Source organism: Paenibacillus antri, assembly GCF_005765165.1.
Lineage (GTDB): Bacteria > Bacillota > Bacilli > Paenibacillales > YIM-B00363 > Paenibacillus_AE > Paenibacillus_AE antri.
This window is the reverse complement of record NZ_VCIW01000015.1, coordinates 120,720-146,505: the sequence shown is the minus strand read 5'-3', so window position 1 is coordinate 146,505 and position 25,786 is coordinate 120,720. Positions and strand designations below refer to the sequence as shown.

Below are 25,786 nucleotides of genomic sequence, written 5' to 3'. Positions count from 1 at the left end.
TCGGTTCCTTACCACGTGCGGAACGGCGGAGAACCCGGCACCCCGGTGTTCAACATCTCGACCATCGGCGCCGTGTACGCGAACAAAATGAGCGCGACGACGACGGCGATCCAGACGCTCCACCGCTCGAATACGGCCGGCACGCGCTCCGCATCCGCCGCTTCGGCTTCTTCGGCGACCGGATATTCGGTAAACCCTCGCGGCGCGCGCAGCAGCATGACGATATTTACGGTCATCATCACGACCGCGACGAACAGAATCGTCCCCCCGACGGCCATCGCGACTTGGTAAGGAACCCACGACGTCGCGTCGGCATGGCCTCCGTACGTCGTATAGGCCGTACGGCGCGGCGCGCCCATCAGACCGACGATATGCATTGCCCCCGACATGATCGTCATGCCTGCGACCCATACCCACGTCTGGGCGATGCCGAGCTTGTTCAGGCGCGGGGTCAGCACCCGTCCCGTCATCGCCGGAACGAGCCAATACGTGATGCCGAAGAACGTCAGCGCGACGCTCGTCGCGACCGTCAAGTGGAAGTGGCCCGTGATGAAGAGCGTATTGTGCACCGTCGCGTTCAATTGGTTGCTGGCGTTGATCACCCCGCCGGCTCCCGCGGGGATAAAGATCAGCATGCCCATGAACGGCGCGAAGAAGCGGACGTCTTTCCAGGGCAGCGTTTTCCACCAACCGAACATCCCCTTGGCGCCGCGCGAGCGGCCGTACCGCTCGAACGTCGCGAACAACGAGAAGGCGGTCATGAGCGACGGAATGATGACCATGAACGTCAGAACGACTTGAATGTATTTCCACGTCGGCGAGATGCCCGGCTCCATCAGCTGATGGTGGAAGCCGACCGGAATGGAGAATATGAGGAACATCAGGAACGACAGGCGCGCCAGCGCGTCGCTGAACAGCTTGCCGCCGATGATCTTCGGAATGATGGCATACCAGCACATGTACGCCGGCAGCAGCCAGAAGTACACGAGCGGATGGCCGAAATACCAGAACAGCGTGCGGCTGACCATGACGTTGATCGTCTCGACCCAGCCGAACGACCACGGGATGAATTGGATGAGCACCGCCGCGGCGACGCCGAGCGTCGCGATGATCCACAGCGCCATCGTCACGACCGCCATGAAGGTGAGCAGCGGCGACGGCTTGCCTGGATGATGCTTGCGATAATAGCCGTATTGCAGGAACAGCCCGAGTCCGCAAATCCAGGAGCCGACGACGACGTGGACGAGCGCGACGTAAAACCAAGGCGACGCCTTCATCGGCGCATAGAACGTGTACAGCACCGTCGCCTGGTTGAGCAGAATGAACACGGTGGCGATGACCGTGCCGATCGTCATGACGCCGAAGCCGACCCAGCCGAGGCGCAGCGCGCCGGTCAGCAGATGCCGCCCCGTCGTGCGTACGACCGCGGAATACAAGAAGCCGATTATGAAGTACGTCGTGAACACGAGCGCCATCAGCACGCCGTGCGCCGTCAGCAATTGATAGTACCCGATTCCGAACGGCAGCGTGATCGTGCCGGCCCGCACCAAGCTTTGCAGCAGCCCGGCGATGCCGCCGATCAAGAGCGCCCCGTAGGCGACGAGCAGGAAGGCGATCACGAGCGACCCGTCGGCTTTCCGGAACGGCGTCGTCTCGTTCATCGTTATTTTCATCATGGATGGAACACCGCTCCTCTTCTTAATTCACGACGATGGTCGTGTACATGTATTCGTGGCCGATGCCGCAATACTCGTTGCAGAGCACGAGATATTCGCCCGGCTCGTCGAACGTATATTCGACGTGATTGATTTCGCCCGGAACGACCATGAAGTTGACGATCGTACCCGGAATCTGGAAGCCGTGCACGACGTCGGTGCTCGTTACGTTGAAGCGCACCGTCGCGCCGGCCGGCACCTCCATCTTGTCCGGGTTATAACCGAACGCGTACGCGATCAAGTTCGCCTCGTAGACGCTGCCTTCCACATGGCGGATGCCCGGCTGGTCGAACGGCGCCGTCTCGGTCACCTTGGACGGGTCCACGGAATGATGGTGCGACGTCGGCGTCCCCATGCCGAAGGCGTACGCGCCGATCCCGAGCACGACCAGAAACACGACCAACATGGCAAAGCCGAACATGAGCCAAATTTTCTCTAACCGATGAATATGCATGCTCCCTCTGTCTCCCCTCTGTTACGACCGAATCAAATACAAGGCGAAGGCGCCGGCCCACGTCAGGGCGATAAATCCGCCGAGCAGCATGACGTGCGCGAACGTGCTCTTCAGCGTGGAGTTCTCTTCGTTGTTCGTCATCGATTCGCTATGCTTCTTTTGTTCCATCGTCGCTTCCCCCGCTTCTACATACTTGCGTTTCTTCGGTTATCGTACCGGAGCGCGCCGCCCGTCACAGTGACAACGATCACAGCGAACGCGGAAAATGAAAAAAGAACGCCCCTCCGGAGAGAGACGTTCCGTTGAAGCGCCGATACCTTATCTTTTGTTGGAAAAGGGGACCGCCCTCAGCCCCGCGAACGCGCGGCGCCACGACTCGGGATTCGGCTCGACGATCGGCCTCGTCGCCTTCGCGACCGCCGGGTGCGACAGCAGTACCGCCCCGAGCACGCCGGCCGCCGCCAGCGCCGGCGCCCAAGCGTCGCCCTCGATCCAGCGGTAGACGCCGATCCAGACGATCGTCTTCACGAGCAAGCCGTGCAGTAAAAACACGAATACGGACAGCTTGCCGCGCTCCGTGAAGAAGCTGCGCTTCGTCGGTACGACGAACCAGAAAGCGATGACGCCGACCGCGGAGACGACGTACATGGCCGCTCTCGTCAGGACGCCTTGCAGCGGCGACGCGCCGAGCTGTTCGTAGCCGGCGTTCCCGTACCACCACGAAGCCGACACGTCGAACGCGCCTTGGAACGCGAGGACCATCAGAGCGCTCAGCGCGAGCCAAGCGGCCGGGACCGCGAAGCGATGCTCCCGCAGACGCGAGAAGCGTTCGTAATCGAAGGCGTGCCCCGCGAGGAAGAACGGGAAGAAGACGAGCGTGCGCGACAGGCCGAGCCAGTTCGGCGTCATCGCCGCGAGACCGATGCCGACGCCGAGCGCGGCCGCCGTCAGCACGGGAGCGGGGATCTTGCGGAACGGAAGCAGCAGCAGCTTCCAGAACAAGTGGCCGGTCAGAAACCAGAGCAGTCCGAACGGAAAGAAGAACGAGTATAAGACGTCCGGCGTTCGGAACACAAACGCGTCAGCGGCCGAGTAGATCGTCTGGAACACTGCGTACTGCAGCAGAATTTGCTGCAGCGAGCCGACTCCTTTTTCGTTCCATGTGAAATTTTTCGCATAGTATCCCATGGCGAAAGCGAACGCCGGGATATGGAACATGACGATCCATAGATGGATCGACTTCGCGAGCGGGATGTCCCGAACGGCCGGCTCCAACAAATTGGCCGCGAACACGAGCGAAATCAACCAAAACCTTCCGTTGGCGACGAGCGTCTCTCCGTTCCCTTGTTGCTCGGCAGTCTTGTTCATCGTTCCTGCTTCCTTCCCGATTCGTCCCCAAGAGGGACTTCTGTCTCTAGATGTTATTTGTGTATTTATTCACAATCTCCTTCAGCATAGAGCGCCGGGTCGAACAACAGCGCTTCCTCCAACTCGACCTGCTCCTTCATGAGCGCGCATGCCTGGCGCAGCGGCAGCGCCGCCGACGCCCAGACGACGTCGTCGAACGACAGCGCGACCGACTTCGTGGCGTTCAGAAACCCGTCGAGCAGCTCCGCCGCGAGCGTATGGTTCGTCTCCAGCATCCAAGCGGTGCAGGCGACGTCCGGTCCGCCGCGGTCTCTTCCCGCTTCGGCGAGCGCCGGGACGAGTGTTCGCTCCTCCCAGTTCGCGTGGACGCCGGTTTCCGCGAGCAGCGACATCGCCTCGCGGCGAAGCCCGATCGCCATCGCTTGTTCCGGGCACCGGTGCATCGACGCCATGGCGTCCTCAATGCGGCGAATGCGGCTGCGGATGCCTTCGTGTTCGAGCAGCGCCCTCCTTACGAGGGTTAAGACATGACGGTTCGGGGTTGCTGCGGTTTCGATTGCGGCCATGGGGATCCTCTTCCTTCCTCCAAGTACTTTCTGGCGATCTCGACGTCCTGTTCCGTCGCTTCCGGCACGCCTTCGAGCGGATACGCCCGCCCGAGCTCCTTCCACTTCGACACGCCGTACCGATGGTACGGCAGCAGCTCCACGTTCGTCACGTTGGGGAGCGTCGCGAGGTAGGCGCCGAGGGCGCGCATTTCGTCGGGACCGTCCGTCAGCCCGGGAACGACGACGCGCCGTACCCAGATCGGCTTGCCGATGCGCTTCAAGTGTTCGGCGAACTTTAGAATCCGATCGTTCGGCTGACTCGTGAGCTTCGCGTGGCCCGCCGGATCCATCATCTTCAGATCGAGCAGGACGAGGTCCGTCGCGTCGAGCAGCTCTTTCGCATGCTCCGGATCGCAGAAGCCCGACGAATCGAGCGCCGTGTGCATGCCGAATCTTCGCTTCACCTCGCGGAACAGCGCCGCCACGAAGGGCGCCTGCAGCGTCGGTTCGCCGCCGGAGACGGTTAGCCCGCCGCCGGAATTCATATAATACGGGACGTAAGGCTCGATCTCGGCTACGATGTCCTCGACCGTCGCTTGCCAGCCGGCCCCGGTCGTATCCCAAGTGTCCGGGTTATGGCAATACGCGCACTGCAGGGCGCAGCCTTGCATGAAGAGGACGAAGCGAATGCCGGGTCCGTCTACGGTGCCGAAAGTTTCTAAGGAGTGGATTCGTCCTTTCATAGTCAGCCACGCTCCTGCTTCGATAATTTGGCGTTACATGTTGCCGTGGAACGTCCGATTGATGACGTCAAGCTGTTGCTCTTTCGTCAGCTTGATGAAGTTGACGGCGTACCCCGACACGCGAATCGTCAGCTGCGGATACAGCTCCGGATGCTCCATCGCATCCATCAGCTGCCGGCGGTCGAACACGTTGACGTTCAAGTGATGACCGCCCGTGCCCATATACCCGTCGAGCATCGAAGCGAGATTGCGCGTCCGGTCCTCCGGGGTGCGTCCGAGCGCTTTCGGCACGATCGAGAACGTGTTCGAGATGCCGTCCAGCGCCTCGTCGTACGGCAGCTTCGCGACCGACGCGAGCGACGCGAGCGCTCCCTTCTTATCGCGTCCGTGCATCGGGTTGGCGCCCGGCGCGAACGGCTCTCCGGCCTTGCGGCCGTCCGGCGTCGTTCCGGTCTTCTTGCCGTACACGACGTTCGACGTAATCGTCAGCACCGACTGCGTCGCCATCGAGTCCCGGTACGTCTTATGCTTGCGCAGCTTCTTCATGAACGATTCGACGAGCGATACGGCGATGGCGTCGACGCGGTCGTCGTTGTTGCCGTATTGCGGGTAGTCGCCTTCGATTTCGAAGTCGACCGCGACGCCCTTCTCGTTGCGGATCGGACGCACCTTCGCGTGCTTGATCGCGCTTAAAGAGTCCGCCGCCACCGACAAGCCCGCGATGCCGCATGCCATCGTACGGAGAATGTCGCGGTCGTGCAGCGCCATCTCGATCCGCTCGTAGCTGTACTTGTCGTGCATGTAATGAATGACGTTGAGCGTGTTGATGTACAGACCCGCGAGCCATTCCATCATCGTTTCGAACCGCTGCATCACTTCGCCGTACTCGAGCACGTCGCCCGTAAGCGGAGCCGTCGCCGGCCCGACCTGTACGCCGAGCTTCTCGTCGACGCCGCCGTTGATGGCGTACAAGAGCGCCTTCGCCAGGTTCGCCCGCGCCCCGAAAAATTGCATCTGCTTGCCGACGCGCATCGCGGAGACGCAGCAGGCGATCGCGTAGTCGTCGCCGTAAATCGGGCGCATCAGGTCGTCGTTTTCATATTGAATGGAACTTGTCTTGATGGACACCTTCGCGCAGAAATCCTTGAACGCCTGCGGCAGCTTCGTCGACCAGAGCACCGTCAAGTTCGGCTCCGGCGCCGGTCCAAGGTTATAGAGCGTGTGCAGCATCCGGAAGCTGTTCTTCGTGACGCGGGGCGTCCCGTTCGCCGACATGCCGCCGACGCATTCCGTCACCCAAGTCGGGTCGCCGCTGAACAATTCGTTGTAGTCCGGCGTCCGGAGAAACTTCACGATGCGGAGCTTCATGACGAAGTGGTCCATCAGCTCTTGGGCTTCGCTCTCCGTCAGCGCGCCTTCCTTCAAATCGCGTTCGATGTAAATATCGAGGAAGCTGGACACCCGGCCGAGGCTCATCGCCGCGCCGTTCTGCTCCTTGATCGCCGCCAGGTACCCGAAGTACAGCCATTGCACCGCTTCGCGGGCGTTGTTCGCCGGCTCGCTGATGTCGAAGCCGTAGGAGGCCGCCATGCTCTTCAGCTCGCCGAGCGCGCGCACCTGCTCGCTCAGCTCCTCGCGGAGGCGAATGACGTCCTCCGTCATCGGATCGAGCTCGAGGTCGATCAAATCCCGCTTCTTGCCTTCGATCAAGCGGTTCACGCCGTACAACGCCACCCGGCGGTAGTCGCCGATAATGCGGCCGCGGCCGTACGCGTCCGGCAAGCCCGTCACGATGCCGGCTTTGCGGGCGAGCCGCATCTCCGTCGTATAGGCGTCGAATACGCCTTGGTTATGCGTCTTCCGAATATCCGTGAACAGCCGCTCGATTTCTTTGGGCAGCTCGTATCCGTACGCGGCGCAAGCGTCCGCCACCATCCGAATGCCGCCGAACGGCTGAACCGACCGCTTGAGCGGTTCGTCCGTCTGAAGACCGACGACTTTCTCGTACGCTTGATCGATATATCCCGGGGCGTGCGACGTAATCGTGGAGATCGTGTTCACGTCGACGTCCCGAACCCCGCCGCGCTCCCGCTCCTCGCGAAGCAGCTCGCTCACTCGCTTCCAGAGCGCCGTCGTCTCCGGCGTCGGATCGGCGAGGAACGCTTCGTCTCCGTAATAAGGCGTCATATTTAACGAGAGGAAATTGTTGACGTCGATCGACTTGCCCCACTTGCCCGGGACGAAGTCTCTCCATGCTTCAGGCGACTGCTGCAACCGTTGTTCCGCTACTGCCATTTCTCCCGCACCTCCGTATCGTTTCGAGCGAGCGTTCTAAGGGCGGGTTTCGCCCGGCTCGCTTCATTACATTTTCATTGTACGGCACAAGAAGCGGGCCGGATGTGATCGATATCACTCCGGCCCGCGCTTACGATACTTCGCATTCTTTTATCGTCATGGACGGCTCCAGCTCGCTTCGAATCGCTTCGTAGTCTTCCTTCGTATTCACGTTGGCGACGAATCGAATCGACAACCCCCGCTCTACGAAGGCGGACTCCCTGACCTCTTTCCACGCTACATGTTTCAGCAGCGCGGTCGCCGACGTCTCGCCCGACTCGATCAGCTTCGCCGCGTCCTGCGCGCAGGATCTATCGTACAACCCGTGAAGCGGATACAATCCGCCGTTCACATGCGGCACCGCCGCTTGCGCGCCCGACCGCAGCGTCTCCCGCTGCACCGCCGCCGCGTCCGCGCTGACGTACGGCATGTCGCAGCCGACGATCCAAGCCTGGGGATGCGTAGCGAGCATCAATCCCGCGTGAATGCCGACGAGCGGTCCCTTAGCCTTGTAGTAATCGGTTATGATGCGCACGTTCCTGTCTAATAAACGTAAATACGGAAGCGGGTCGTCCGTTACCACGATCATCTCGTCGCACAGGCGACGCATCTCCCGGACCTGCCGCTCGACTAACGACTCGCCGCCGAATCGCAGCAGCGACTTCGGCGATCCGCCCATGCGGCGATTCGGTCCGCCGGCCAAAATAATGCCGCTTAACATCGCTTGTCGCACCTCGCTTTCTAACTCGCTCGAACTTGTCATAGCCATTACACCATTTTTGAAGCGCTTCCGGCTGTGAGCAACGTCACAGGGGGCTGCGCCGAATCGACGCGGCGTTCGGGATCAGGGATTGTTTCCCGGCAGTGATATTCGTCACATGAAGGCGAGAACGGATCGGGTAAGATATCGATATAAAGTTATAGATACGAAGGGACTGACGCCCGATGGCGACGAAACCGACGGATATAAGTAACGTGAACAACACGAGTTGCTTCTCCGAAGAAAACTTCAAGCGTCTGAAGAGCATCATGTACGAAATGAAAGCCGAACCCGGGACGCATTTGTTTTGGGAAGGCGATACGGCCGACAAGCTGTATTATCTGATCAAAGGCCGCGTAAAAATTACGAAGACGTCCGACGAAGGACGCCATTTCATATTGTACATGTACCAAGACGGCGACATGTTCGGGCAGGTGGATCCGTATCAAGATTCCACGCAAGGCTTCAACGCCGAAGTGGCGGAAGCGTCCGCCGTGGGCGTCATTCAGAAGAAAGACCTTGAAGTGCTCTTATGGCAGCACGGGGACTTGGCCGTCGAATTCATGAAATGGATGGGACTCATTCACCGCATGACGCAGACGAAATTCCGCGACCTCATGATGTTCGGCAAGCCCGGCGCGCTCTGTTCGACGCTCATCCGGCTGCATAACACGTACGGCGAGAAGCGGAAGGACGGCGCCGTGCTGATCGGCAAGAAGCTGACGAACACCGAGCTCGCCGACATGATCGGAGCGACGAGAGAAAGCGTCAACCGGATGCTGGCGGATTTAAAGAACGCGAACGTCGTCTCGAACGATAACGGGTACATCGTCATTCACGATTTGCAGTATTTGAAGGACATTTGCCATTGCGAAAATTGCCCCGTAGACATCTGCCGCATCTGATCTCCCCCTCCCGATCGGGAGGGAAAGTTGTACGGTCGCTTGTGAAAACAATCACATACTGTGGGGCGCCGATGGCTTATACTAAAACCATACCAACAAGGAGATGATCGTTATGGAACGCACGACGACGACAATCACAAGAGCCGAGTTGCTTCGGAACGAATTTTGCTTCGACTTCGGTTTCGCGTTGGCGGAAGCCGGCGGCCTCGATCCGACGGACGACGCTTTCCGCCCGCTCGATACCGATCTCGCCTTCTGCGGCTTGCTGGACGAGTATACGGCTTAATCGCCGGGCTCGAACGCCGGCCCTCCGCTTGACCTGCCGAAGCGAACCCGGGGTTCGTCGGAGGCGGGTCTTTTTTCGTTCCGTCGCCGGCCGTTCGGCGACGCTGGCCCGCTTCGGGTCACCACGGCTCGCCCCGCGCCGTCTCCTGACCCGAAACGAGTCAAACCGCCGGCCGTTCGGCCCCGCTGGCCCGTTTCGGGTCACCACGGCTCGCCCCGCGCCGTCTCCTGACCCGATCCGGGCCAAGCCGACGGCCGCTCGGCGCCGCTGGCCCGTTTCGGGTCACCACGGCACGACTCGCACCGCCTCCTGACCCGAAACGGGCCACGCCCACGGCCGTCCGGCGCCGCTAGCCCGTTTCGGGTCACCTCGGACCGCCCCGCGCCGTCTCCTGACCCGATCAAGGCCAAGCCGACGGTACGCCCATGCCGCCAGCCCGCTTCGGGTCACCACGGACCGCCTCCCGTCGCCTCCTGACCCGATCCGGGCCAAGCCGACGGCCGCTCGGCGCCGCTGGCCCGTTTCGGGTCACCACGGCACGACTCGCACCGCCTCCTGACCCGAAACGGGCCACGCCCACGGCCGTCCGGCGCCGCTAGCCCGTTTCGGGTCACCTCGGACCGCCCCGCGCCGTCTCCTGACCCGTTCCGGGCAAAGCCGCCGGCCGCTCGACGCCGCCAGCCCGTTTCGGGTCACCACGGCACGACTCCCGCCGCCTCCTGACCCGTTCCGGGCCAAGCCGACGGCCGCTCGGCGCCGCTGGCCCGTTTCGGGTCACCACGGCACGACTCGCACCGCCTCCTGACCCGAAACGGGCCACGCCCACGGCCGTCCGGCGCCGCTAGCCCGTTTCGGGTCACCTCGGACCGCCCCGCGCCGTCTCCTGACCCGTTCCGGGCAAAGCCGCCGGCCGCTCGACGCCGCCAGCCCGTTTCGGGTCACCACGGCACGACTCCCGCCGCCTCCTGACCCGTTCCGGGCCAAGCCCACGGCCGCTCGGCGCCGTTAGCCCAATCCGGGTCACCTCGGCTCGCCCCGCGCCGTCTCCTGACCCGTTCCGGGCCACGCCCACGGCCGCTCGACGCCGCCAGCCCGTTTCGGGTCACCACGGCACTCCTCACGCTGCCCCCTGACCCGATCCGGGCCAAGCCGCCGGCACTCCACACGCTGCCCCCTGACCCGTTCCGGGCCAAGCCCACGGCCGTCCGGCGCCGCTGGCCCGTTTCGGGTCACCACGGCCAACCGCGCGCCGTCTCCTGACCCGATCCGGGTCAAGCCCACGGCCGCTCGACGCCGCCAGCCCGTTTCGGATCACCACGGCACGACTCGCACCGTCTCCTGACCCGAAACGGGCCACGCCCACGGCCGTCCGGCGCCGCTGACCCGCTTCGGGTCAAACCCCCGACCGCCCGACGCGATGCGCACTCATGCGCAAAAAAGACCCGGTTCCCCGGGTCTCCTCCAATCGATCAGCGCGTCAACCAGCCGTACGTGCCGTCGTTCCGCCGATAGACGAGCTCGGTGTCGTTCGTCTCGCGGTTCAGGAACATATAGAACTGATGGTCGAGCAGATTCATCTGCAAGATCGCTTCCTCGACGTCGATCGGTTTCAGATCGAGCCGCTTCGTCCGTCGGATCGGGAACGGCGCCGCGGCTTCGTCCGCCGGGTCCGCGGTCGCGACGTCGGCGAACGCCGCGTCCGCCGCCGCCTGCACCGCCTGCCGCAAGCCGCCGCGATGGCGTAGCGCGCGATCGAGCTTCGTCTTATGCCGGCGCACCTGACGCTCCAGCTTTTCGACGACCTCGTCGATCGCAGCGTACATATCTCCGCCCTTCACCTCGGCGCGCAGCTCGACGCCCGGCAGCGCGATCGTCACTTCGGCCCGATGAACGGCGCCTTGCCCTTCGACGCTCAGCAGCACATGCGCTTGGGCCGCCTCCCGTTTCTCGACGCCGAACCACTCTTCGATCGGTCCGATCTTGCGTTCGACATACTCCTGCAGAGCTGGGGTGATCGTCGTTTGTTTGCCGCGAACGTTGTATCTCATTGGTCATCGTCCCTTTCGATCTTGTTGTAATATGAACCGCTGAAGAGGGTGCCCTTGCGAGCCTTCCGGGCGCGTTACACGCCCGCCGGCTCCGGCAGCTCGGCCTCGCGCCGCAGGAAATCGCCGAGCGCCTTGCCCGCCTGCAGCAGCAGCGCGCGGGCGTCTTGCAGCTCTTCCCACCGCGCCGCCTCCGGCATCAGCTCCATCTTCGCGAGATACGCGCGGGCGAACCAGAGCGCAAGCACCTCGGCTTCCTCCGCGTCGTCGAACAGCGCATCCGTATGCGGAACGAGCGCTTCTATGCTGTAGGCGTGCGCCGCTTGATACCAATTGTCGTTTTCCCACTTGCGCAGCTGTTCGAGCGCCTCGACGACGTCCGCCACGATCGGCTTCACTTCCGTCAAGCGGGCGCGCGCGTCCTCCGCGCACCGCACGATCGTCTCCTTCTCGAACGGCTTCATCTTATCCAGCAGCGCCGCAAGTTCCTTTTGTCTCTCGATCAAGGTATTCTTCATAAGAACGCCTCCTTGTTTCTTCTGACTTTATCGTACCTTTCGGGCGCGCCTTCGGATGTGAGGAACGTCACACGAACGCAAAAAAAGGCCCCGCCGTCGCTGGCGGGGCCCATCCAAAATTTATTGCGCGTAATACGTCTCCGGCTGCAGTCTCCACGCGGACAAAGCGGCGACGTCCTCGGGACGAATCCGGTTCGCGCGGAGCGCTTCTTCGATGAGCGCCGTATAGTTCGACAGCGTCCGGAGAGGGATGCCGCCGGCGCGGAACGCTTCCTCCGCCTTCTCGAACTGATACGAGAAAATCGCGAGCACCGCGAGCGCTTGTCCACCCGCTTCGTTCACCGCCTGCGCGGCCTTCAGCGAGCTGCCCCCGGTCGAGATCAAGTCCTCGATGACGACGACCTTCTGTCCCGGAGCCAGCTGACCTTCGATCAGGTTTTGCTTCCCGTGCCCCTTCGCCTTGTCCCGGACGTAAATCATCGGCAGGCCAAGCTTCTGCGCGACCCACGCCGCATGCGGAATGCCGGCGGTCGCCGTCCCGGCGACGACGTCGGCCTCCGGATAATACTCCTGAATGAGCGCCGCGAAGCCGTTCGCGATTCTTTCGCGGACGTTCGGATGCGACATCGTCAGCCGGTTGTCGCAATAGATCGGCGAGCGGATGCCGCTCGTCCATGTGTACGGCTCCTGAGGCCGCAGCGAGACGGCGCCGATCGACAAGAGCGCCGAGGCGATGTCCTGTTCCAGCTTGCTCACGTGCTTCGTCCTCCTCTACTGTTGTGCTGCGTTCCCGTTGCCGATCTCCCGCACGATGCGCTCCAGCGCCTCGCGGGGATCGTTCGCCGCCGTGATCGGCCGCCCGATCACGAGGTAATCCGCCCCGTTCGCGAGCGCATCGGCGGGCGTCATGACGCGCGCCTGATCGGCGACGTCGGCGCCTAAAGGCCGGATGCCCGGCGTCACCGTGACGAAGCCGGCGCCGCACGCCGCCTTCACCGCGGCGGCCTCCTGCGCGGAGGAGACGACGCCGTGCAAGCCGGCGTCCTTCGCAAGCCGCGCATACTTCAAGACGACGTCGGCGAGAGGCGCGTCGATGCCGATTTCGCGGCGCATCGTCTCCTCGCTCGTGGACGTCAGCTGCGTCACCGCGATGACAAGCGGCGTCTCATCGCCGGAGCCGGCGCTTGCCTCGAGCGCGCCCTCCAGCGCCGCCCGCATCATCGCGGACCCGCCCGCGGCGTGAACGTTGAACATGTCGACGCCGAGGCGCGTCGCCGACCGCGCCGCGCCCCGCACCGTGTTCGGGATGTCGTGAAACTTCAGGTCGAGGAAGATGCGATGACCTTGCGCCTTCAGCCGGCGGACGAGGTCGGGGCCGGCCGCGTAATACAGCTCCATCCCGACCTTCATCCATACGGGAATGCCCTCGAAGCGCGCCGCCAGCGCGAGCGCTTCGTCCGCGCCGGGAACGTCCAGCGCGACCATGATCGGATGCGTGTCCCGCCCCGCGGCAGATATCCGCATCACTTCACCGGCTCCAGCGCCGACTTCGACGCCTTCGAGAAGCTGCCGGAGCTGACGAAGCCCGGCATGCTTTCGGACGAGAAGTTGATCGCCTGCAGCATGTTGAGCAGCGCGCGAACCGTATCGAGCGACGTCATGCAGACGACGCCGTTCTCGACCGCTTCGCGGCGAATCCGGAAGCCGTCGCGTTCCGGCGCTTTGCCCTTCGTCAGCGTATTGACGACGAACTGCGCGTCTCCGGTGCGGATCATGTCGAGGATGTTCGGGCTGCCCTCGCTCAGCTTATGCACATGGTCGACCGGCATGCCGGCGTCGGTCAGCGTCTGCGCCGTGCCGCCCGTCGCATAGATGCGGTAGCCCAGCTCGACGAAGCCGCGGAACACGTCGACCGCGTCGTCCTTGTCCTTGTCGGCGATCGTCGCGATAATGTTGCCGGACATCGGAATTTTCATTCCCGAGCCGATCAAGCCCTTATACAACGCCTTCGAGAAGTTGCGGTCGCGGCCCATGACCTCGCCCGTCGACTTCATCTCCGGCCCGAGCGTCGTGTCGACGCGGCGCAGCTTCGCGAACGAGAACACCGGCACCTTCACCGAGACGTTGTCGTCTTCCGCCCACAGGCCGTTGTTGAAGCCGAGATCCTTCAGCTTCGCGCCGAGGATGACCTTCGTCGCCACGTTCGCCATCGGCACGCCCGTTACCTTGCTAAGGAACGGCACCGTGCGCGACGAGCGCGGATTCACTTCGATGATATAAATCTTGCCCTTATAGATAACGAACTGGATGTTCACGAGGCCGACGACGTTCAAAGCCTTCGCGATCGAAGTCGTCATTTCGACGATTTGCGCTTTGATTTCCGCGGACAGCGTCTGCGGCGGGTACACCGCGATCGAGTCGCCGGAGTGAACGCCCGCGCGCTCGATATGCTCCATGATGCCCGGCACGAGCACCGTCTCGCCGTCGCAGATCGCGTCGACTTCGACTTCCTTGCCGAGCATGTATCGGTCGATCAGGACCGGATGCTCCGGGTTTACCTTCACCGCTTCGACCATGTAGCCGAGCAGCTCGTCTTCGCTGTAGACGATCTCCATCGCGCGTCCGCCGAGGACGTACGACGGGCGCACGAGCACCGGATAGCCGAGCTTCGCCGCCGTGCCGGCCGCCTCGTCGATCGAGATGACCGTACTGCCCGGAGGCTGCGCGATGTCGAGCGAACGAAGCAGCGCTTCGAACTTCTTGCGATCTTCCGCGGAGTCGATCGACTCGAGGTCGGAGCCGAGGATGCGGACGCCGGCGCGAGCGAGCGGACCCGCCAGGTTAATCGCCGTCTGACCGCCGAACTGCACGATGACGCCGATCGGCTGCTCCTGCTCGATGACGTTCATGACATCCTCGAAGAACAGCGGCTCGAAGTACAGACGATCGGACGTGTTGAAGTCCGTCGACACCGTCTCCGGGTTGTTGTTGATGATGACCGCTTCATAGCCGGCGTCTTGGATCGCCCACACCGCGTGCACGGTCGAGTAGTCGAACTCGATGCCTTGGCCGATCCGGATCGGACCGGAGCCGAGCACGACGACCTTCGGCTTGTCGGAAGCGATCACTTCGTTTTCCGTCTCGTAGGTCGAGTAGTAGTATGGCGTCGACGCTTCGAACTCGGCGGCGCACGTGTCTACCATCTTATATACCGGCTTCAGCCCTTGCTGGAAGCGCAGCGCGCGGATGTCGGATTCGACCGTATAGTCCGAATGCCCGCCTTCCTTGCGCAGCTCGGCGATCGCGCGGTCGGTGAAGCCTTTGCGCTTCGCGGCCTTCAGCAGCTCCGGCGTCAGCGCTTCGACGCGAAGACGATTCTCGAAGCCGACGATCGATTGGATGCCGCGCAGGAACCACCAATCGACCTTCGTCAGATCCTGCAGATCGAGCAAATCCCAGCCGCGGCGGAACGCCTCGGCGATCAGGAACAGACGCTCGTCGTCCGGCTTCGCGAGCCGCTGCTTCAACGTCTCGTCGTCAAGCGTTACCGCGTCCTTCAGGAACAAGCGGTGTACGCCGATTTCGAGCGAGCGGACCGCTTTATGGATCGACTCTTCGAACGTGCGGCCGATCGCCATCACTTCGCCTGTCGCCTTCATCTGCGTGCCGAGCTTGCGGTTCGCGTGGATGAACTTATCGAACGGCCAGCGCGGAATCTTGGACACGATGTAGTCGAGCGTCGGCTCGAAGCAAGCGTACGTCTGCCCCGTGACCGGGTTGACGAGCTCATCCAGCGTGTAGCCGACTGCGATCTTCGCGGCCATCTTCGCGATCGGGTAGCCCGTCGCCTTCGATGCGAGCGCCGAGGAACGGCTGACGCGAGGGTTCACTTCGATGACGTAATATTGATACGAATGCGGGTCAAGCGCGAACTGCACGTTGCAGCCGCCTTCGATGTTCAGCGCGCGGATGATGCGCAGCGATGCCGTGCGGAGCATCTGATATTCGCGGTCGGACAGCGTTTGGCTCGGCGCCACGACGATGCTGTCGCCCGTGTGAACGCCGACCGGGTCGAAGTTTTCCATGTTGCACACGACGATGCAGTTATCGTTCGCGTCCCGCATGACTTCGTATTCGACTTCCTTCATGCCGGCGATGCTCTTCTCGACGAGGCACTGGCCGATCGGCGAGTAACGAAGACCCGAGGAGACGATCTCGACCAGCTCTTCCTCCGTCTGGCAGATGCCGCCGCCCGTGCCGCCGAGCGTGTACGCCGGGCGCACGATGATCGGGTAGCCGATCTCGCTCGCGAAGTCGACCGCCTGCGGCACCGTCGTCACGATGACGCTCTCCGGTACCGGCTGCTCGAGCTCGCGCATCAGATCCCGGAACAAGTCGCGGTCTTCCGCCTTCTCGATCGCCGTCAGCTGCGTACCGAGCAGCTTCACGCCTTCCTTCTCGAGCACGCCGGCTTTCGCGAGCTCGACGGCCATGTTGAGGCCCGTCTGGCCCCCGAGCGTCGGCAGCAAGCCGTCCGGACGCTCCTTGCGGATAATGCTGGAGACGAACTCGAGCGTGATCGGCTCGATGTAGACGCGGTCCGCCATGTTCGTATCCGTCATGATCGTCGCCGGGTTGCTGTTGATGAGGACGACCTCATAGCCTTCTTCTTTCAGCGCCTGGCACGCCTGCGTGCCGGCGTAGTCGAATTCCGCCGCTTGCCCGATCACGATCGGACCGGAGCCGATGACCAAGATTTTCTTCAGCTTTTCGTTTTTCGGCATTCCCGTCACACCCCCCGTGCGAGCAATTCAAGCTCGGTTTGTCGCGCTGTCTTCGGACGCTCCGATTGGAACTTCCGTACCATCGTAAGAAAATCGTCGAACAAGTAGCTCGAATCGAACGGTCCCGGCGACGCTTCCGGATGATACTGTACCGAAAAGGCCGGCAGGCTCTCATGCTTCAGCCCTTCGATCGTGCCGTCGTTATTGTTGATATGCGTCTTCACTAATCCCGTGCCCGCGAGCGACGCTTCTTTCACCGTGTAGCCATGGTTTTGCGACGTGATGTAGCAGCGTCCGGACTCGAGGTCCTTCACCGGGTGGTTGCCCCCGCGATGGCCGAACTTCAGCTTCTCGGTGTCCGCTCCGCAAGCGAGCGCGAACAGCTGATGGCCGAGGCAGATGCCGAAGATCGGCAGCTTGCCGAGCAGCGCCTTCACGGTTTCCACCGCGTGCGGCACGTCCTTCGGGTCCCCCGGTCCGTTGGACAGCAGGACGCCGTCCGGGCGAAGGCGGAGAATTTGCTCCGCGGTCGCGTCGTGCGGCACGACGACGACGTCGCAGTCGCGGCGCGTCAAGTCGCGCAAAATGCCGCTCTTCGAGCCGAAGTCCATCAGCACGATGCGCTGGTCCTTGCCCGGCGAGTTGTACACGCTCTTCGTCGACACGCGGGACACTTGGTCGCGCAGCAGATCGTTCGCAAGTAGCCGCTCGCGCAGCTCCTCCACGCGGACGTCGCCCGTCGCGATAATGCCTTTCATCGTGCCGTAGCTGCGCAGCTTGCGCGTCAGCATGCGCGTGTCGATGTCGCTGATGCCGACGATGCCGTACTCCTTCAGCAAGTCGCCGAGCGAGTATTGCGCGCGCCAGTTGCTCGGCACCTCTTCGTGCCGGCGCACGACGAAGCCGTGCACGAACGGGCGCACCGCCTCGAAGTCGTCGCGCGTAATGCCGTAGTTGCCGATAAGCGGGAACGTCATCGTGACGATTTGTCCGCAGTAGGACGGGTCGCTCAGTACCTCTTGATATCCCGTAATGCCCGTATTGAAAACGACCTCGCCGACTTGTCCGCCTTCTCCCCCGAACGAGGTGCCTTCGAACAGCGTTCCGTCCTCTAGGTACAACTTAGCTAACAAACTCGTCACTCCCCTTTTCCGCTAGCTCTGACCATACTATGTCGCCGCCGAGCATTGTGAGCTTCGGCCAGCCTTTCAAATGCCATCCCGCGAACGGGGTGTTTTTGCCCTTGCTCGCGAACGTCGCCGGATCGACCTTGCGTTCTTCCTCGAGATCGATGATCGTAAGATCCGCGGGAGCGCCGATTTCCAACTTCCCGGTCGGCAGCCCGAACAGCTGCGCCGGACGGCTTGTCAGCCGCTCGAGCACGAACGGCAGCGTCCAACGCCCCGTCGCGACGAATTTCGTATACAGCAACGGGAACGCGGTCTCGAGACCGACGATGCCGAACGGCGCCCGTTCGACGCCCCGCGCCTTCTCTTCCTCGCTGTGCGGCGCGTGATCCGTGACGAAGATGTCGATCGTCCCGTCTTCGACCGCGGCGATCATCGCTTCGACGTCGCGCGGGGAACGGAGCGGCGGATTCATTTTCCAATTCGCGTCCGTCGCGTTCGGAATGTCCTCGTCGCTCAGCAGCAGATGATGCGGGCATACCTCGGCGGTCACGTTGACGCCGACCTGCTTGCCGAGGCGGATGAGCCGCGCCGACTGCTCCGTAGAGACATGGCACACGTGGTAGTGGACGCCCGTCGCTTCCGCGAGCAAAATGTCCCGTCCGACGTGAATCGCTTCGGATTCGTTCGGGATGCCCGGCAGTCCGTGCTTCTTGACGAATTCCCCAACGCTAAAGGCCGCCCCGCCCGGAAGCAGCGTGTCGTCCTCGCAATGCGCGATGATCGGCATGCCGAGCGCGGCCGCCCGCCGCATCGCTTCCTTCATCATACCGGCGCTCTGTACGCCGACGCCGTCGTCCGTGAAGCCGATCGCGCCCGCGTCCCGCAGCGCCTCGTAATCCGCCAGCTCGCGGCCGAGCTCGCCGATCGAGATGCAGCCGTACGGCAGCACGCGAGTGAGACCTACGCTTTCGCCTCGCGCGACGACCTTCGCCACCGTTTCCGCCTTGTCGAGCACCGGCCGCGTGTTCGGCATGCAGGCGACCGTCGTGAAGCCGCCTTTGGCCGCCGACCTCGACCCGGTCTCGATGTCTTCCTTATATTCGAACCCCGGCTCGCGAAAATGTACGTGCATATCGATCAGGCCCGCCGTGAGGAGCCTCCCGCCTGCGTCTACGACTTCGCGGCCGTCCGTCGTTACGGCATCCGCCGCGTCGCCGCGAACGATGTCGACGATGACGCCGTTTTCCGCGAGCACCGCGATTTTCTCTCCTTCGGCCGTTCGACCGTTAACGATCCATATCCCCATTCCGGCAATTCTCCCTTCGGTTTTCGATTATCCCAACAACGCCCGCTCCAGCACCGCCATGCGGATCGGAACGCCGTTCGCCATCTGTTCGAAAATTTTCGACTTCCCGCACTCCACGAGCGCGTCGTCGATCTCGACGTCCCGGTTGACCGGCGCCGGGTGCATGATGATCGCGTGCGGCGCCATCCGCCCGGCGCGCTCCTCGGTAAGCCCGTAAGCCGCGCGGTATTCCTCCGCCGAGCCGAACAGTCCGCCTTCATGGCGCTCGAGCTGTACTCGCAGCATCATGACGACGTCCGATTGCAGCGCATCGTCGATGCCGACGTAAGGCGCGTACTCCGCAAGCTCCGTCGCGCGCATATTGTCCGGCGCGCAAAACCGCACGCTCGCGCCCATCTCCCGCAGCGCCCACAAGTTCGAGCGCGCCACGCGCGAGTGTCGGATGTCGCCCACGATCGACACCGTCAACCCTTCGATCGCGCCGAAGTGCTTGCGCATCGTGTATAAGTCGAGCAGCGCCTGCGTCGGATGCTCGTTGTTGCCGTCGCCGGCGTTGATGAGCGGCGCCTTGATGCGTTCCGCGAGCTCCTGCATTACGCCTACCGCCTTAATGCGGACGACGCCGCCGTGAATGCCCATCGACTCGAGCGTCTTCACCGTATCGTAGATCGACTCGCCCTTCTGGACGCTCGACGCCGCCGCGGCGAAGTTGAGCACCTCCGCGCCGAGCCGCTTCTCCGCGACCTCGAACGAGAAGCGCGTCCGCGTGCTGTTTTCGAAAAACATGTTCGCCACGAACTTCCCGCTCAGCGCGCTCGACGCCGCGACCGGCTGCGCTTCCCAATACCCCGCCCGATCCAAGATCGCCTCGATCTCGGACTTGGGCATTCCCTTCAACCCGATCAAGTGCCTCGACTTTACCGCCGTCGTCGTCATTCGCCGTCCCCCCGTTTGCCGGTAATCGTCACTTCGTCCTTGCCGTCGACCTCGAGGAGGCTGACGTCGATCGACTCCAGCTTCGCGGTCGGCACGTTCTTGCCGACGTAGTCGGGCCGGATCGGCAGCTCGCGATGGCCTCGGTCGACGAGCACCGCGAGTTGGATCATCTGCGGCCGTCCGCCGCGAATCAAGGCGTCCATCGCCGCGCGGACCGTGCGTCCGGTGTAGAGCACGTCGTCGACCAAGACGATCTTGCGTCCGACGACGAGCGCGGGATCGATCGAAGGGTCGTCCGTCCGCTTCGAGGGGGCGCCGCCGACGTCGTCTCGAAAGTTCGTGATGTCGATGTCGCCGACCGGCACCCGCTGCCCTTCGATTTCGGCGATCTTTTGCGAGATGCGGTGCGCCAGATAGATGCCTCGCGTTCGGATGCCGATGAACGTACAATTATCAACGCCCTTATTTTTTTCCAAAATCTCGTGCGCGATGCGGGTCAGCGCCCGCCTTACCGCCGTTTCGTCCATCAAAAGCGTCTTCGTCTCCGCCAACGTTCCCACGCCCCTTCGCTCAGGCATATAAAAAAATCTCCTTACCGGGTCCGGTAAGGAGACGCTGTTGCGCGCAGGAAGACATACCTCCAGGGCTCGCCGCGGAATCCGTGCGCACACGGGCCGCGAAGTACCGCCTTCGGCTTCTTCGTCGCAATATCGTTCACCTTGCCAGCCTCACGGGACTGTCCTTAAAGGTGCTTATTCGATTAGAAAGAATTATGACATGATGCGGCGTTCAAGTCAACCCATTTTATGCTATGATGTTGTTACTTTATGTAGGCAGGTGTCGATTCATGGTAGAACATTTGATTCGCGGCGACATTCGCGGCATCGCGATTTCCGGCATTCGCCAGATGGCGAACCGGGTCGCCCAATATAAGGACGTCTTCTCGCTGACGATCGGTCAGCCGGATTTCCCGACGCCCCCGCATATCGTCGAGGCGGCCGCCCGGGCCGCTCGGGACGGGAAGACCGTGTATACGCCGAACGCCGGCCTGCCGGAGCTGCGAGACGCCGCCGCCGCTTTCGTTCGATCGAAATACGGCTTAGAGTATCGCGGGTCGGACGAGACGCTCGTTACCGTCGGGGCCAGCCAGGCGATCGACATGGCGCTGCGGACGATTCTCGAGCCCGGCGTCGAGGTCGTGCTCCCCGGCCCCGTATACCCCGGCTATGAGCCGCTCATCCGGCTGTGCGGAGCCATCCCCGTGTACGTCGACGTAACGGACAGCGGCTTCAAGCTGACCGCCGAGAAGCTCGAGCCGGCGCTCACCGAGCGGACGCGCTGCGTCATTCTCGCGTCGCCGTCCAATCCGACGGGCGCCGCGCTGGCGCCGGACGAGCTGTCGGCGCTGGCCGAGCTGCTGTCGCGCCGGGATCTGTTCGTCATCTCCGACGAAATTTACAGCGAGCTCGTATACGATCGTCCCCACGCCTCCATCGCCTCGTATCCAGGCATGCGGGAGCGGACGATCGTCGTGAACGGGCTGTCGAAGTCGCATTCGATGACCGGCTGGCGCATCGGCTTCACGTTCGCGCCGGCGGCGATCACGCAGCACATGGTGAAGGTGCTGCAGTACAACGTCACCTGCGCGGCGTCGGTGAGCCAATACGCGGCGCTCGAGGCGCTCACCGCCGGCATCGACGACGCCCTCCCGATGCGGGAGGCGTATGTCGCCCGCCGCGACTACGCGTACGCGCGGCTCGTCGCGGCCAGCTTCGACGTCGCGAAACCCGAAGGCGCGTTTTACATTTTCCCGTCCGTGCGGAAATTCGGCCTCGACTCGACGTCGTTCGCTTACCGTCTGCTCGACGAGCAGCGCGTCGCCGTCGTGCCGGGCAGCGCCTTCACGCCGCTCGGCGAGGGATATGTGCGACTGTCGTATGCATGCTCGATGGAGACGCTCGCCGCCGCGTTGGATCGGATCGAGCGCTTCGCCGACGGGCTGTCGTCCTCCTGACGTCTCTTAGGAGCGTTATCCCATCGGCTCAGCAGCGGGGAGGGGTTCCTCTCCCCGCGCTTCTTAGCAGCGTTATCCCATCGGCTCAGTAAAAAGGTCAGTAGGATTCTACACACTTTTTTACTGATCTTATGGTAAGCTCAAATATGACGTTATTCCCGAAAATAAGATCAAATTGTCCACTATTCCACCTCCCCCGCATACCTCGTCGCGCTCCATACTTGGGCTCGCCCGCCTCCCCTCCGCCGTCCCCTTAGCAATAAGCTCAAAAATGACGCTATCACCGGGTATAGGATCAAATTGTGCACTATTCCGCTCTCCCCGCACACCTTTTCGCACTCCGTTCTTCGGTTCACCCGCCTCCCTTCCACCGTCCCCTTAGTAATAAGCTCAAATATGACGCTATCACCGGGTATAGTATCAAATTGTGCGCTATTCCGCCTCCGCTTTCTGACCTGACGGGATAACGCTGCTAAGGACTTACGTGGGAGATACCACCCCCCTCCTTGCTGAGCCACGGGGATAACGCTGCTAAGGACTCTCCGAAGGAATACCCGCCTCTCCCCCGCCCTCGAAAAAACCTCCGACGCGATCCTAAGATCGCGCGGAGGTTCCCATTTTCCGAATATAAGAGCTCATCAAGCGCACCGCCACGCCGATCGCTTCCTCGCTCGGTTCGATCTTCGCATGATGCAGCCCGTAAGGCGTGTCGACGCCGAGCCAAAACATGAACCCGGGAATGTCCTTCAAGAAATACCCGAAGTCCTCTCCCGTCATCGCCGCGTCGCATTCGATCAAGCGCACGTCCGGCATCTCTTCCCGAACCCACCGCATGAACGAAGCCGTCACCGCCTCGTGGTTAAACACTTGAAAATAATTCGAACCGTAATCCAGTTTCGCCGCGACCCCGAATCCGGCCTCAAGGCCGGCCAATAACGCTTCGATCCGCGCCTTCACCGCCGGCATCGAGCCCTCCGACAACGTTCGGATCGTCCCTTCGAGTCGGACGTTCTCGGCGATGATGTTTTGCCGCGTCCCGCCTTGAATGACCCCGAGCGTCACGACCGCCGATTCCAACGGGTTTACGTTGCGCGATACGATCGTCTGCAGCTGCAGGATCAGCGAAGCCGCCGCGACGATCGTATCGTTCGTCCGATGCGGGAACGCCGCATGACCGCCGACGCCCTTCAGATCGATGAACAGCTCGGACGTGTTCGCGAACAGCGTGCCGGGACGCGTAGCGATCGTACCGACCGGATATTCCGGCGCGATATGCAACGCCAGCATCGTATCCGGCTTCCATGCGCGAAACTCTTCGCTCTCGAGCATCGGCTTGGCGCCGCCGGGCCCTTCTTCCGCCGGCTGGAAGACGACGAGGACATCGTCGTCCACGGGCGACTCGACCACGTTCGCGAGCAGCCCGAGGGCGATCGACATATGGACGTCGTGGCCGCAGGCGTGCATGAAGCCCGGATGCTCGGAGCGGAAAGGATACGTCGTATCCTCCTCGATCGCGAGCCCGTCCATGTCCGTGCGGTAGCCGATGCAGCGCGCGCCGACGCGGCCCTTCACGCGAACGAGCACGCCGGTGCGCCACGTCTTGACCTCGATGCGCTCCGACGGAAACCGGCCGATGACGTCCAACACGAATCGCTGCGTCTTGTACTCCTCGAAGCCCGGCTCCGGAATGCGGTGCAGCGCTCTGCGGATGGCGATCAGATCGAGCTCGCCTGCCGTCGTCGCCCCGCTCATTATTTCAGGTTCCGAAGCTCTTTAATGATTTCCGTCTTCGATTTCGTCTTGTCGTCGACCATCTTGATGATGCGAGCAGGCACGCCCGCGACGACCGCGTTCGCCGGTACGTCTTCGACGACGACGGCGCCTGCGGCGACGACGGCGCCCGCGCCGACGCGCACGCCTTCAAGAATGACCGCGTTCGCGCCGATCATGACGTCGTCTTCGATGACGACCGGCTGCGCGGACGGCGGCTCGATGACGCCCGCGAGGACGGAGCCCGCGCCGACATGGCACATCTTGCCGACTTGGACGCGGCCGCCGAGCGTCGCGTTCATGTCGATCATCGTGCCTTCGCCGACGACGACGCCGATGTTGAGCAACGCGCCCATCATGATGACGGCGTTGTCGCCGATCGTGACCATGTCGCGGATGATCGCGCCCGGCTCGATGCGAGCGTTAATGTTTTTCGTGTCGAGCAACGGAATCGCCGAGTTGCGGCGGTCGTTTTCGATCTCGTAATATTCGATCGTCGAAGCGTTCGCCTCGAGCAGCGGATGCACTTCCGCCAAGTCGCCGAACAAGACGCCGCCGCCTTCGCCGAAGTCGAATACTTTCACGTTGCCGCGCTCGCCGGAAGCGATCGAGCCCTTGAAGTATACCTTCACCGGCGTTACTTTCTTGCTGTTCTTGATAAAGTTAATAATTTCCATCGTATCCATGCGAAAAAGCCCTCCTAGATATGTAAATATTGAGAATCTACATTAAACGTAACTGCTCGATGAACGACTGCATCTCGCTCGGCAGCGGCGCCTCGAACGTGAGACGTTCGCCCGTTCGCGGATGGGTAAAGCCGAGAACGGCTGCATGCAAAGCTTGTCCCGGCACTTCCATCGCCCGTCCCTTGGATCGGCCGTACACCGGGTCTCCGACCAACGGGTGTCCGATGAACTTCATGTGGACGCGAATCTGATGCGTGCGTCCGGTTTCCAACAGCAGCTCGAGCACCGTGAATTCCGGAAACCGCTCGGTTACCACGAAGTGGGTCACCGCATGACGCGCGCCCTTGTCGGTTACCGTGAACAGCTTCCGATCCTGCGGATCCCGTCCGATCGGCGCGTCCACCGTGCCTTGGTCGTGCTCCAGCACGCCGTGTACGACGGCGACATACCGTCTCGTCACGGAGTGCTCCTTGAGCTGCGCGGCGAGCGACGTATGGGCGACGTCGTTCTTCGCCGCCATCAGCAGACCGGAAGTGTCCTTGTCGATCCGGTGCACGATCCCCGGGCGAATTTCGCCGTTGATGCCCGATAAATCCTTACAATGATACATCAAGGCGTTCACAAGCGTTCCGCTCGGATGCCCGACGGCGGGATGGACTACCATGCCCCGCGGCTTGTTCACGACGATGACGTCGCCGTCCTCGTAGACGACATCCAACGGGATGTTCTCCGGCACGAGCTCGGTCGGCGCCGGATCGGGCGGGCGGACGACGACTTCGTCGCTAACCGCTACCTTATAATTCGGCTTTACCGCGGCGCCGTTCACGAGCACATGCCCGTCTCGAATCCAATCCTGCAGCTGCGACCGCGAGACGTCTTCGAGCGCGTCGGCCAACAGCTTGTCGATCCGCTGTCCCGCCTCGTCCGATCCGATCTCGATGCCGAACGTTTCGATATCATCCGTTGACGGAATCATGGGCTAACCTCCGTTTCTCGCGGCGCGCTTCCAACAAGGTGTCCACGAAGATGAGCGCGATGCCCACGCTGATGCCCGCATCCGCTACGTTAAAAATCGGGAAATCGTACACGAAATTGATGCCGATGGCGCGGAAGTCGAAGACGAAGTGAAAGAAGTCGACGACCTCGCCCATCCGGACGCGGTCGATGAAGTTCCCGAGCGCGCCGCCGAGCAGCAGCGACAGCGCGAGCGGCATCAGCCGTCGCCCTTCGCGAATCGTACGCACCAAATAATACACGATGCCGATCACGACGACGATCGTGACGACGACGAAGAACCATCGTTGGCCTTGCAAGATCCCCCAAGCCGCGCCGCGGTTCCGGTGAGACGTCAGCATAAAGAAGTCGCCCAGCACCGGGATGACTTGTCCAAGGTCCATTCGCGTGGCGACGAGCCACTTGGACCATTGATCGAGCAGTAACACGACGAGCGCAATCAACCAGTAGATCAAAGTCCGAACCTCCTG

At 62.4% G+C, this 25,786-nt stretch carries 24 protein-coding genes; 3 read left to right on the top strand and 21 right to left on the bottom strand.

What is annotated here, in order from left to right:
- Window positions 1-8 precede the first annotated feature (8 nt).
- The 8 genes from FE782_RS20680 to mobA form a co-directional block, all read right to left on the bottom strand.
- Complete coding sequence (locus tag FE782_RS20680; protein WP_439116444.1) at window positions 9-1,676, bottom strand: b(o/a)3-type cytochrome-c oxidase subunit 1; 1,668 nt, start codon at window positions 1,674-1,676, stop codon at window positions 9-11.
- Window positions 1,677-1,698: 22 nt separating this feature from the next.
- On the bottom strand, window positions 1,699-2,169 hold the full coding sequence (locus FE782_RS20675; protein ID WP_138196165.1) for a cytochrome c oxidase subunit II: 471 nt from the start codon (window positions 2,167-2,169) through the stop codon (window positions 1,699-1,701).
- A gap of 21 nt (window positions 2,170-2,190) precedes the next feature.
- Window positions 2,191-2,337, bottom strand: a complete 147-nt coding sequence (locus tag FE782_RS20670) for a cytochrome c oxidase subunit 2A (protein ID WP_238392585.1) — start codon at window positions 2,335-2,337, stop codon at window positions 2,191-2,193.
- 150 nt (window positions 2,338-2,487) lie between these two features.
- Window positions 2,488-3,537: an acyltransferase family protein gene (locus FE782_RS20665; protein WP_138196163.1), complete on the bottom strand. Its 1,050-nt coding sequence runs from the start codon at window positions 3,535-3,537 to the stop codon at window positions 2,488-2,490.
- 65 nt (window positions 3,538-3,602) lie between these two features.
- Complete coding sequence (locus FE782_RS20660) at window positions 3,603-4,103, bottom strand: hemerythrin domain-containing protein (protein ID WP_138196161.1); 501 nt, start codon at window positions 4,101-4,103, stop codon at window positions 3,603-3,605.
- Window positions 4,058-4,828: a pyruvate formate-lyase-activating protein gene (pflA, locus tag FE782_RS20655; protein WP_138196159.1), complete on the bottom strand. Its 771-nt coding sequence runs from the start codon at window positions 4,826-4,828 to the stop codon at window positions 4,058-4,060. Before pflA ends, FE782_RS20660 begins: the two co-directional genes overlap by 46 nt.
- 33 nt (window positions 4,829-4,861) lie before the next feature.
- Window positions 4,862-7,123, bottom strand: coding sequence for a formate C-acetyltransferase (gene pflB / locus FE782_RS20650; RefSeq protein WP_138196157.1), 2,262 nt, complete (start codon window positions 7,121-7,123; stop codon window positions 4,862-4,864).
- A gap of 130 nt (window positions 7,124-7,253) precedes the next feature.
- Window positions 7,254-7,925, bottom strand: coding sequence for a molybdenum cofactor guanylyltransferase (mobA, locus tag FE782_RS20645; protein ID WP_158299481.1), 672 nt, complete (start codon window positions 7,923-7,925; stop codon window positions 7,254-7,256).
- A 182-nt stretch (window positions 7,926-8,107) separates the two neighbouring features.
- Here mobA and FE782_RS20640 point away from each other — a divergent pair, with 182 nt between their 5' ends.
- Window positions 8,108-8,827 (top strand): Crp/Fnr family transcriptional regulator, encoded by a 720-nt coding sequence (locus FE782_RS20640; protein WP_138196153.1) that lies wholly within the window; start codon window positions 8,108-8,110, stop codon window positions 8,825-8,827.
- Window positions 8,828-8,939: 112 nt separating this feature from the next.
- Window positions 8,940-9,113, top strand: coding sequence for a hypothetical protein (locus FE782_RS32370; RefSeq protein WP_158299480.1), 174 nt, complete (start codon window positions 8,940-8,942; stop codon window positions 9,111-9,113).
- Window positions 9,114-10,582: 1,469 nt separating this feature from the next.
- Here FE782_RS32370 and hpf read toward each other — a convergent pair.
- From hpf to pyrR, 9 genes are all read right to left on the bottom strand, one after another.
- The gene (gene hpf / locus FE782_RS20635; protein ID WP_138196151.1) at window positions 10,583-11,161 is read right to left on the bottom strand and encodes a ribosome hibernation-promoting factor, HPF/YfiA family; all 579 of its coding nucleotides are present in this window, start codon (window positions 11,159-11,161) and stop codon (window positions 10,583-10,585) included.
- A gap of 74 nt (window positions 11,162-11,235) precedes the next feature.
- Entirely contained in the window at window positions 11,236-11,676 is a 441-nt protein-coding gene (locus FE782_RS20630) for a hypothetical protein (protein ID WP_138196149.1), read from the bottom strand.
- A 120-nt stretch (window positions 11,677-11,796) separates the two neighbouring features.
- A complete protein-coding gene (pyrE, locus tag FE782_RS20625) occupies window positions 11,797-12,432 on the bottom strand; it encodes an orotate phosphoribosyltransferase (protein ID WP_138196147.1) in 636 nt (211 codons plus the stop codon).
- Window positions 12,433-12,447: 15 nt separating this feature from the next.
- Window positions 12,448-13,200: an orotidine-5'-phosphate decarboxylase gene (gene pyrF / locus FE782_RS20620; protein ID WP_138196249.1), complete on the bottom strand. Its 753-nt coding sequence runs from the start codon at window positions 13,198-13,200 to the stop codon at window positions 12,448-12,450.
- A complete protein-coding gene (gene carB / locus FE782_RS20615; protein WP_138196145.1) occupies window positions 13,200-16,460 on the bottom strand; it encodes a carbamoyl-phosphate synthase large subunit in 3,261 nt (1,086 codons plus the stop codon). Before carB ends, pyrF begins: the two co-directional genes overlap by 1 nt.
- A 5-nt stretch (window positions 16,461-16,465) precedes the next feature.
- On the bottom strand, window positions 16,466-17,593 hold the full coding sequence (carA, locus tag FE782_RS20610) for a glutamine-hydrolyzing carbamoyl-phosphate synthase small subunit (protein WP_138196143.1): 1,128 nt from the start codon (window positions 17,591-17,593) through the stop codon (window positions 16,466-16,468).
- Window positions 17,583-18,896 carry a dihydroorotase gene (locus FE782_RS20605; protein WP_138196141.1) on the bottom strand — a complete coding sequence of 438 codons (1,314 nt, stop codon included), beginning with the start codon at window positions 18,894-18,896 and terminating at the stop codon, window positions 17,583-17,585. The genes carA and FE782_RS20605 overlap by 11 nt, the downstream gene beginning before the upstream one ends.
- A 27-nt stretch (window positions 18,897-18,923) precedes the next feature.
- Entirely contained in the window at window positions 18,924-19,832 is a 909-nt protein-coding gene (locus FE782_RS20600) for an aspartate carbamoyltransferase catalytic subunit (RefSeq protein WP_138196139.1), read from the bottom strand.
- Complete coding sequence (gene pyrR / locus FE782_RS20595; protein WP_138196137.1) at window positions 19,829-20,410, bottom strand: bifunctional pyr operon transcriptional regulator/uracil phosphoribosyltransferase PyrR; 582 nt, start codon at window positions 20,408-20,410, stop codon at window positions 19,829-19,831. The genes FE782_RS20600 and pyrR overlap by 4 nt, the downstream gene beginning before the upstream one ends.
- A 269-nt stretch (window positions 20,411-20,679) precedes the next feature.
- Between pyrR and FE782_RS20590 the strand changes: the two genes are divergently transcribed.
- Window positions 20,680-21,846, top strand: a complete 1,167-nt coding sequence (locus FE782_RS20590; protein WP_138196135.1) for an aminotransferase A — start codon at window positions 20,680-20,682, stop codon at window positions 21,844-21,846.
- A gap of 594 nt (window positions 21,847-22,440) precedes the next feature.
- Here FE782_RS20590 and FE782_RS20585 read toward each other — a convergent pair.
- The 4 genes from FE782_RS20585 to lspA are packed head-to-tail and all read right to left on the bottom strand — an operon-like array spanning window position 22,441 to window position 25,771.
- Window positions 22,441-23,598 (bottom strand): N-acetyldiaminopimelate deacetylase, encoded by a 1,158-nt coding sequence (locus tag FE782_RS20585; RefSeq protein WP_138196134.1) that lies wholly within the window; start codon window positions 23,596-23,598, stop codon window positions 22,441-22,443.
- Window positions 23,598-24,302, bottom strand: coding sequence for a 2,3,4,5-tetrahydropyridine-2,6-dicarboxylate N-acetyltransferase (dapD, locus tag FE782_RS20580; protein ID WP_138196133.1), 705 nt, complete (start codon window positions 24,300-24,302; stop codon window positions 23,598-23,600). Before dapD ends, FE782_RS20585 begins: the two co-directional genes overlap by 1 nt.
- Before the next feature lie 37 nt (window positions 24,303-24,339).
- Window positions 24,340-25,278 (bottom strand): RluA family pseudouridine synthase, encoded by a 939-nt coding sequence (locus FE782_RS20575; protein ID WP_138196132.1) that lies wholly within the window; start codon window positions 25,276-25,278, stop codon window positions 24,340-24,342.
- Window positions 25,259-25,771, bottom strand: a complete 513-nt coding sequence (gene lspA, locus FE782_RS20570; protein ID WP_138196131.1) for a signal peptidase II — start codon at window positions 25,769-25,771, stop codon at window positions 25,259-25,261. Before lspA ends, FE782_RS20575 begins: the two co-directional genes overlap by 20 nt.
- Between the last annotated feature and the right edge of the window lie 15 nt (window positions 25,772-25,786).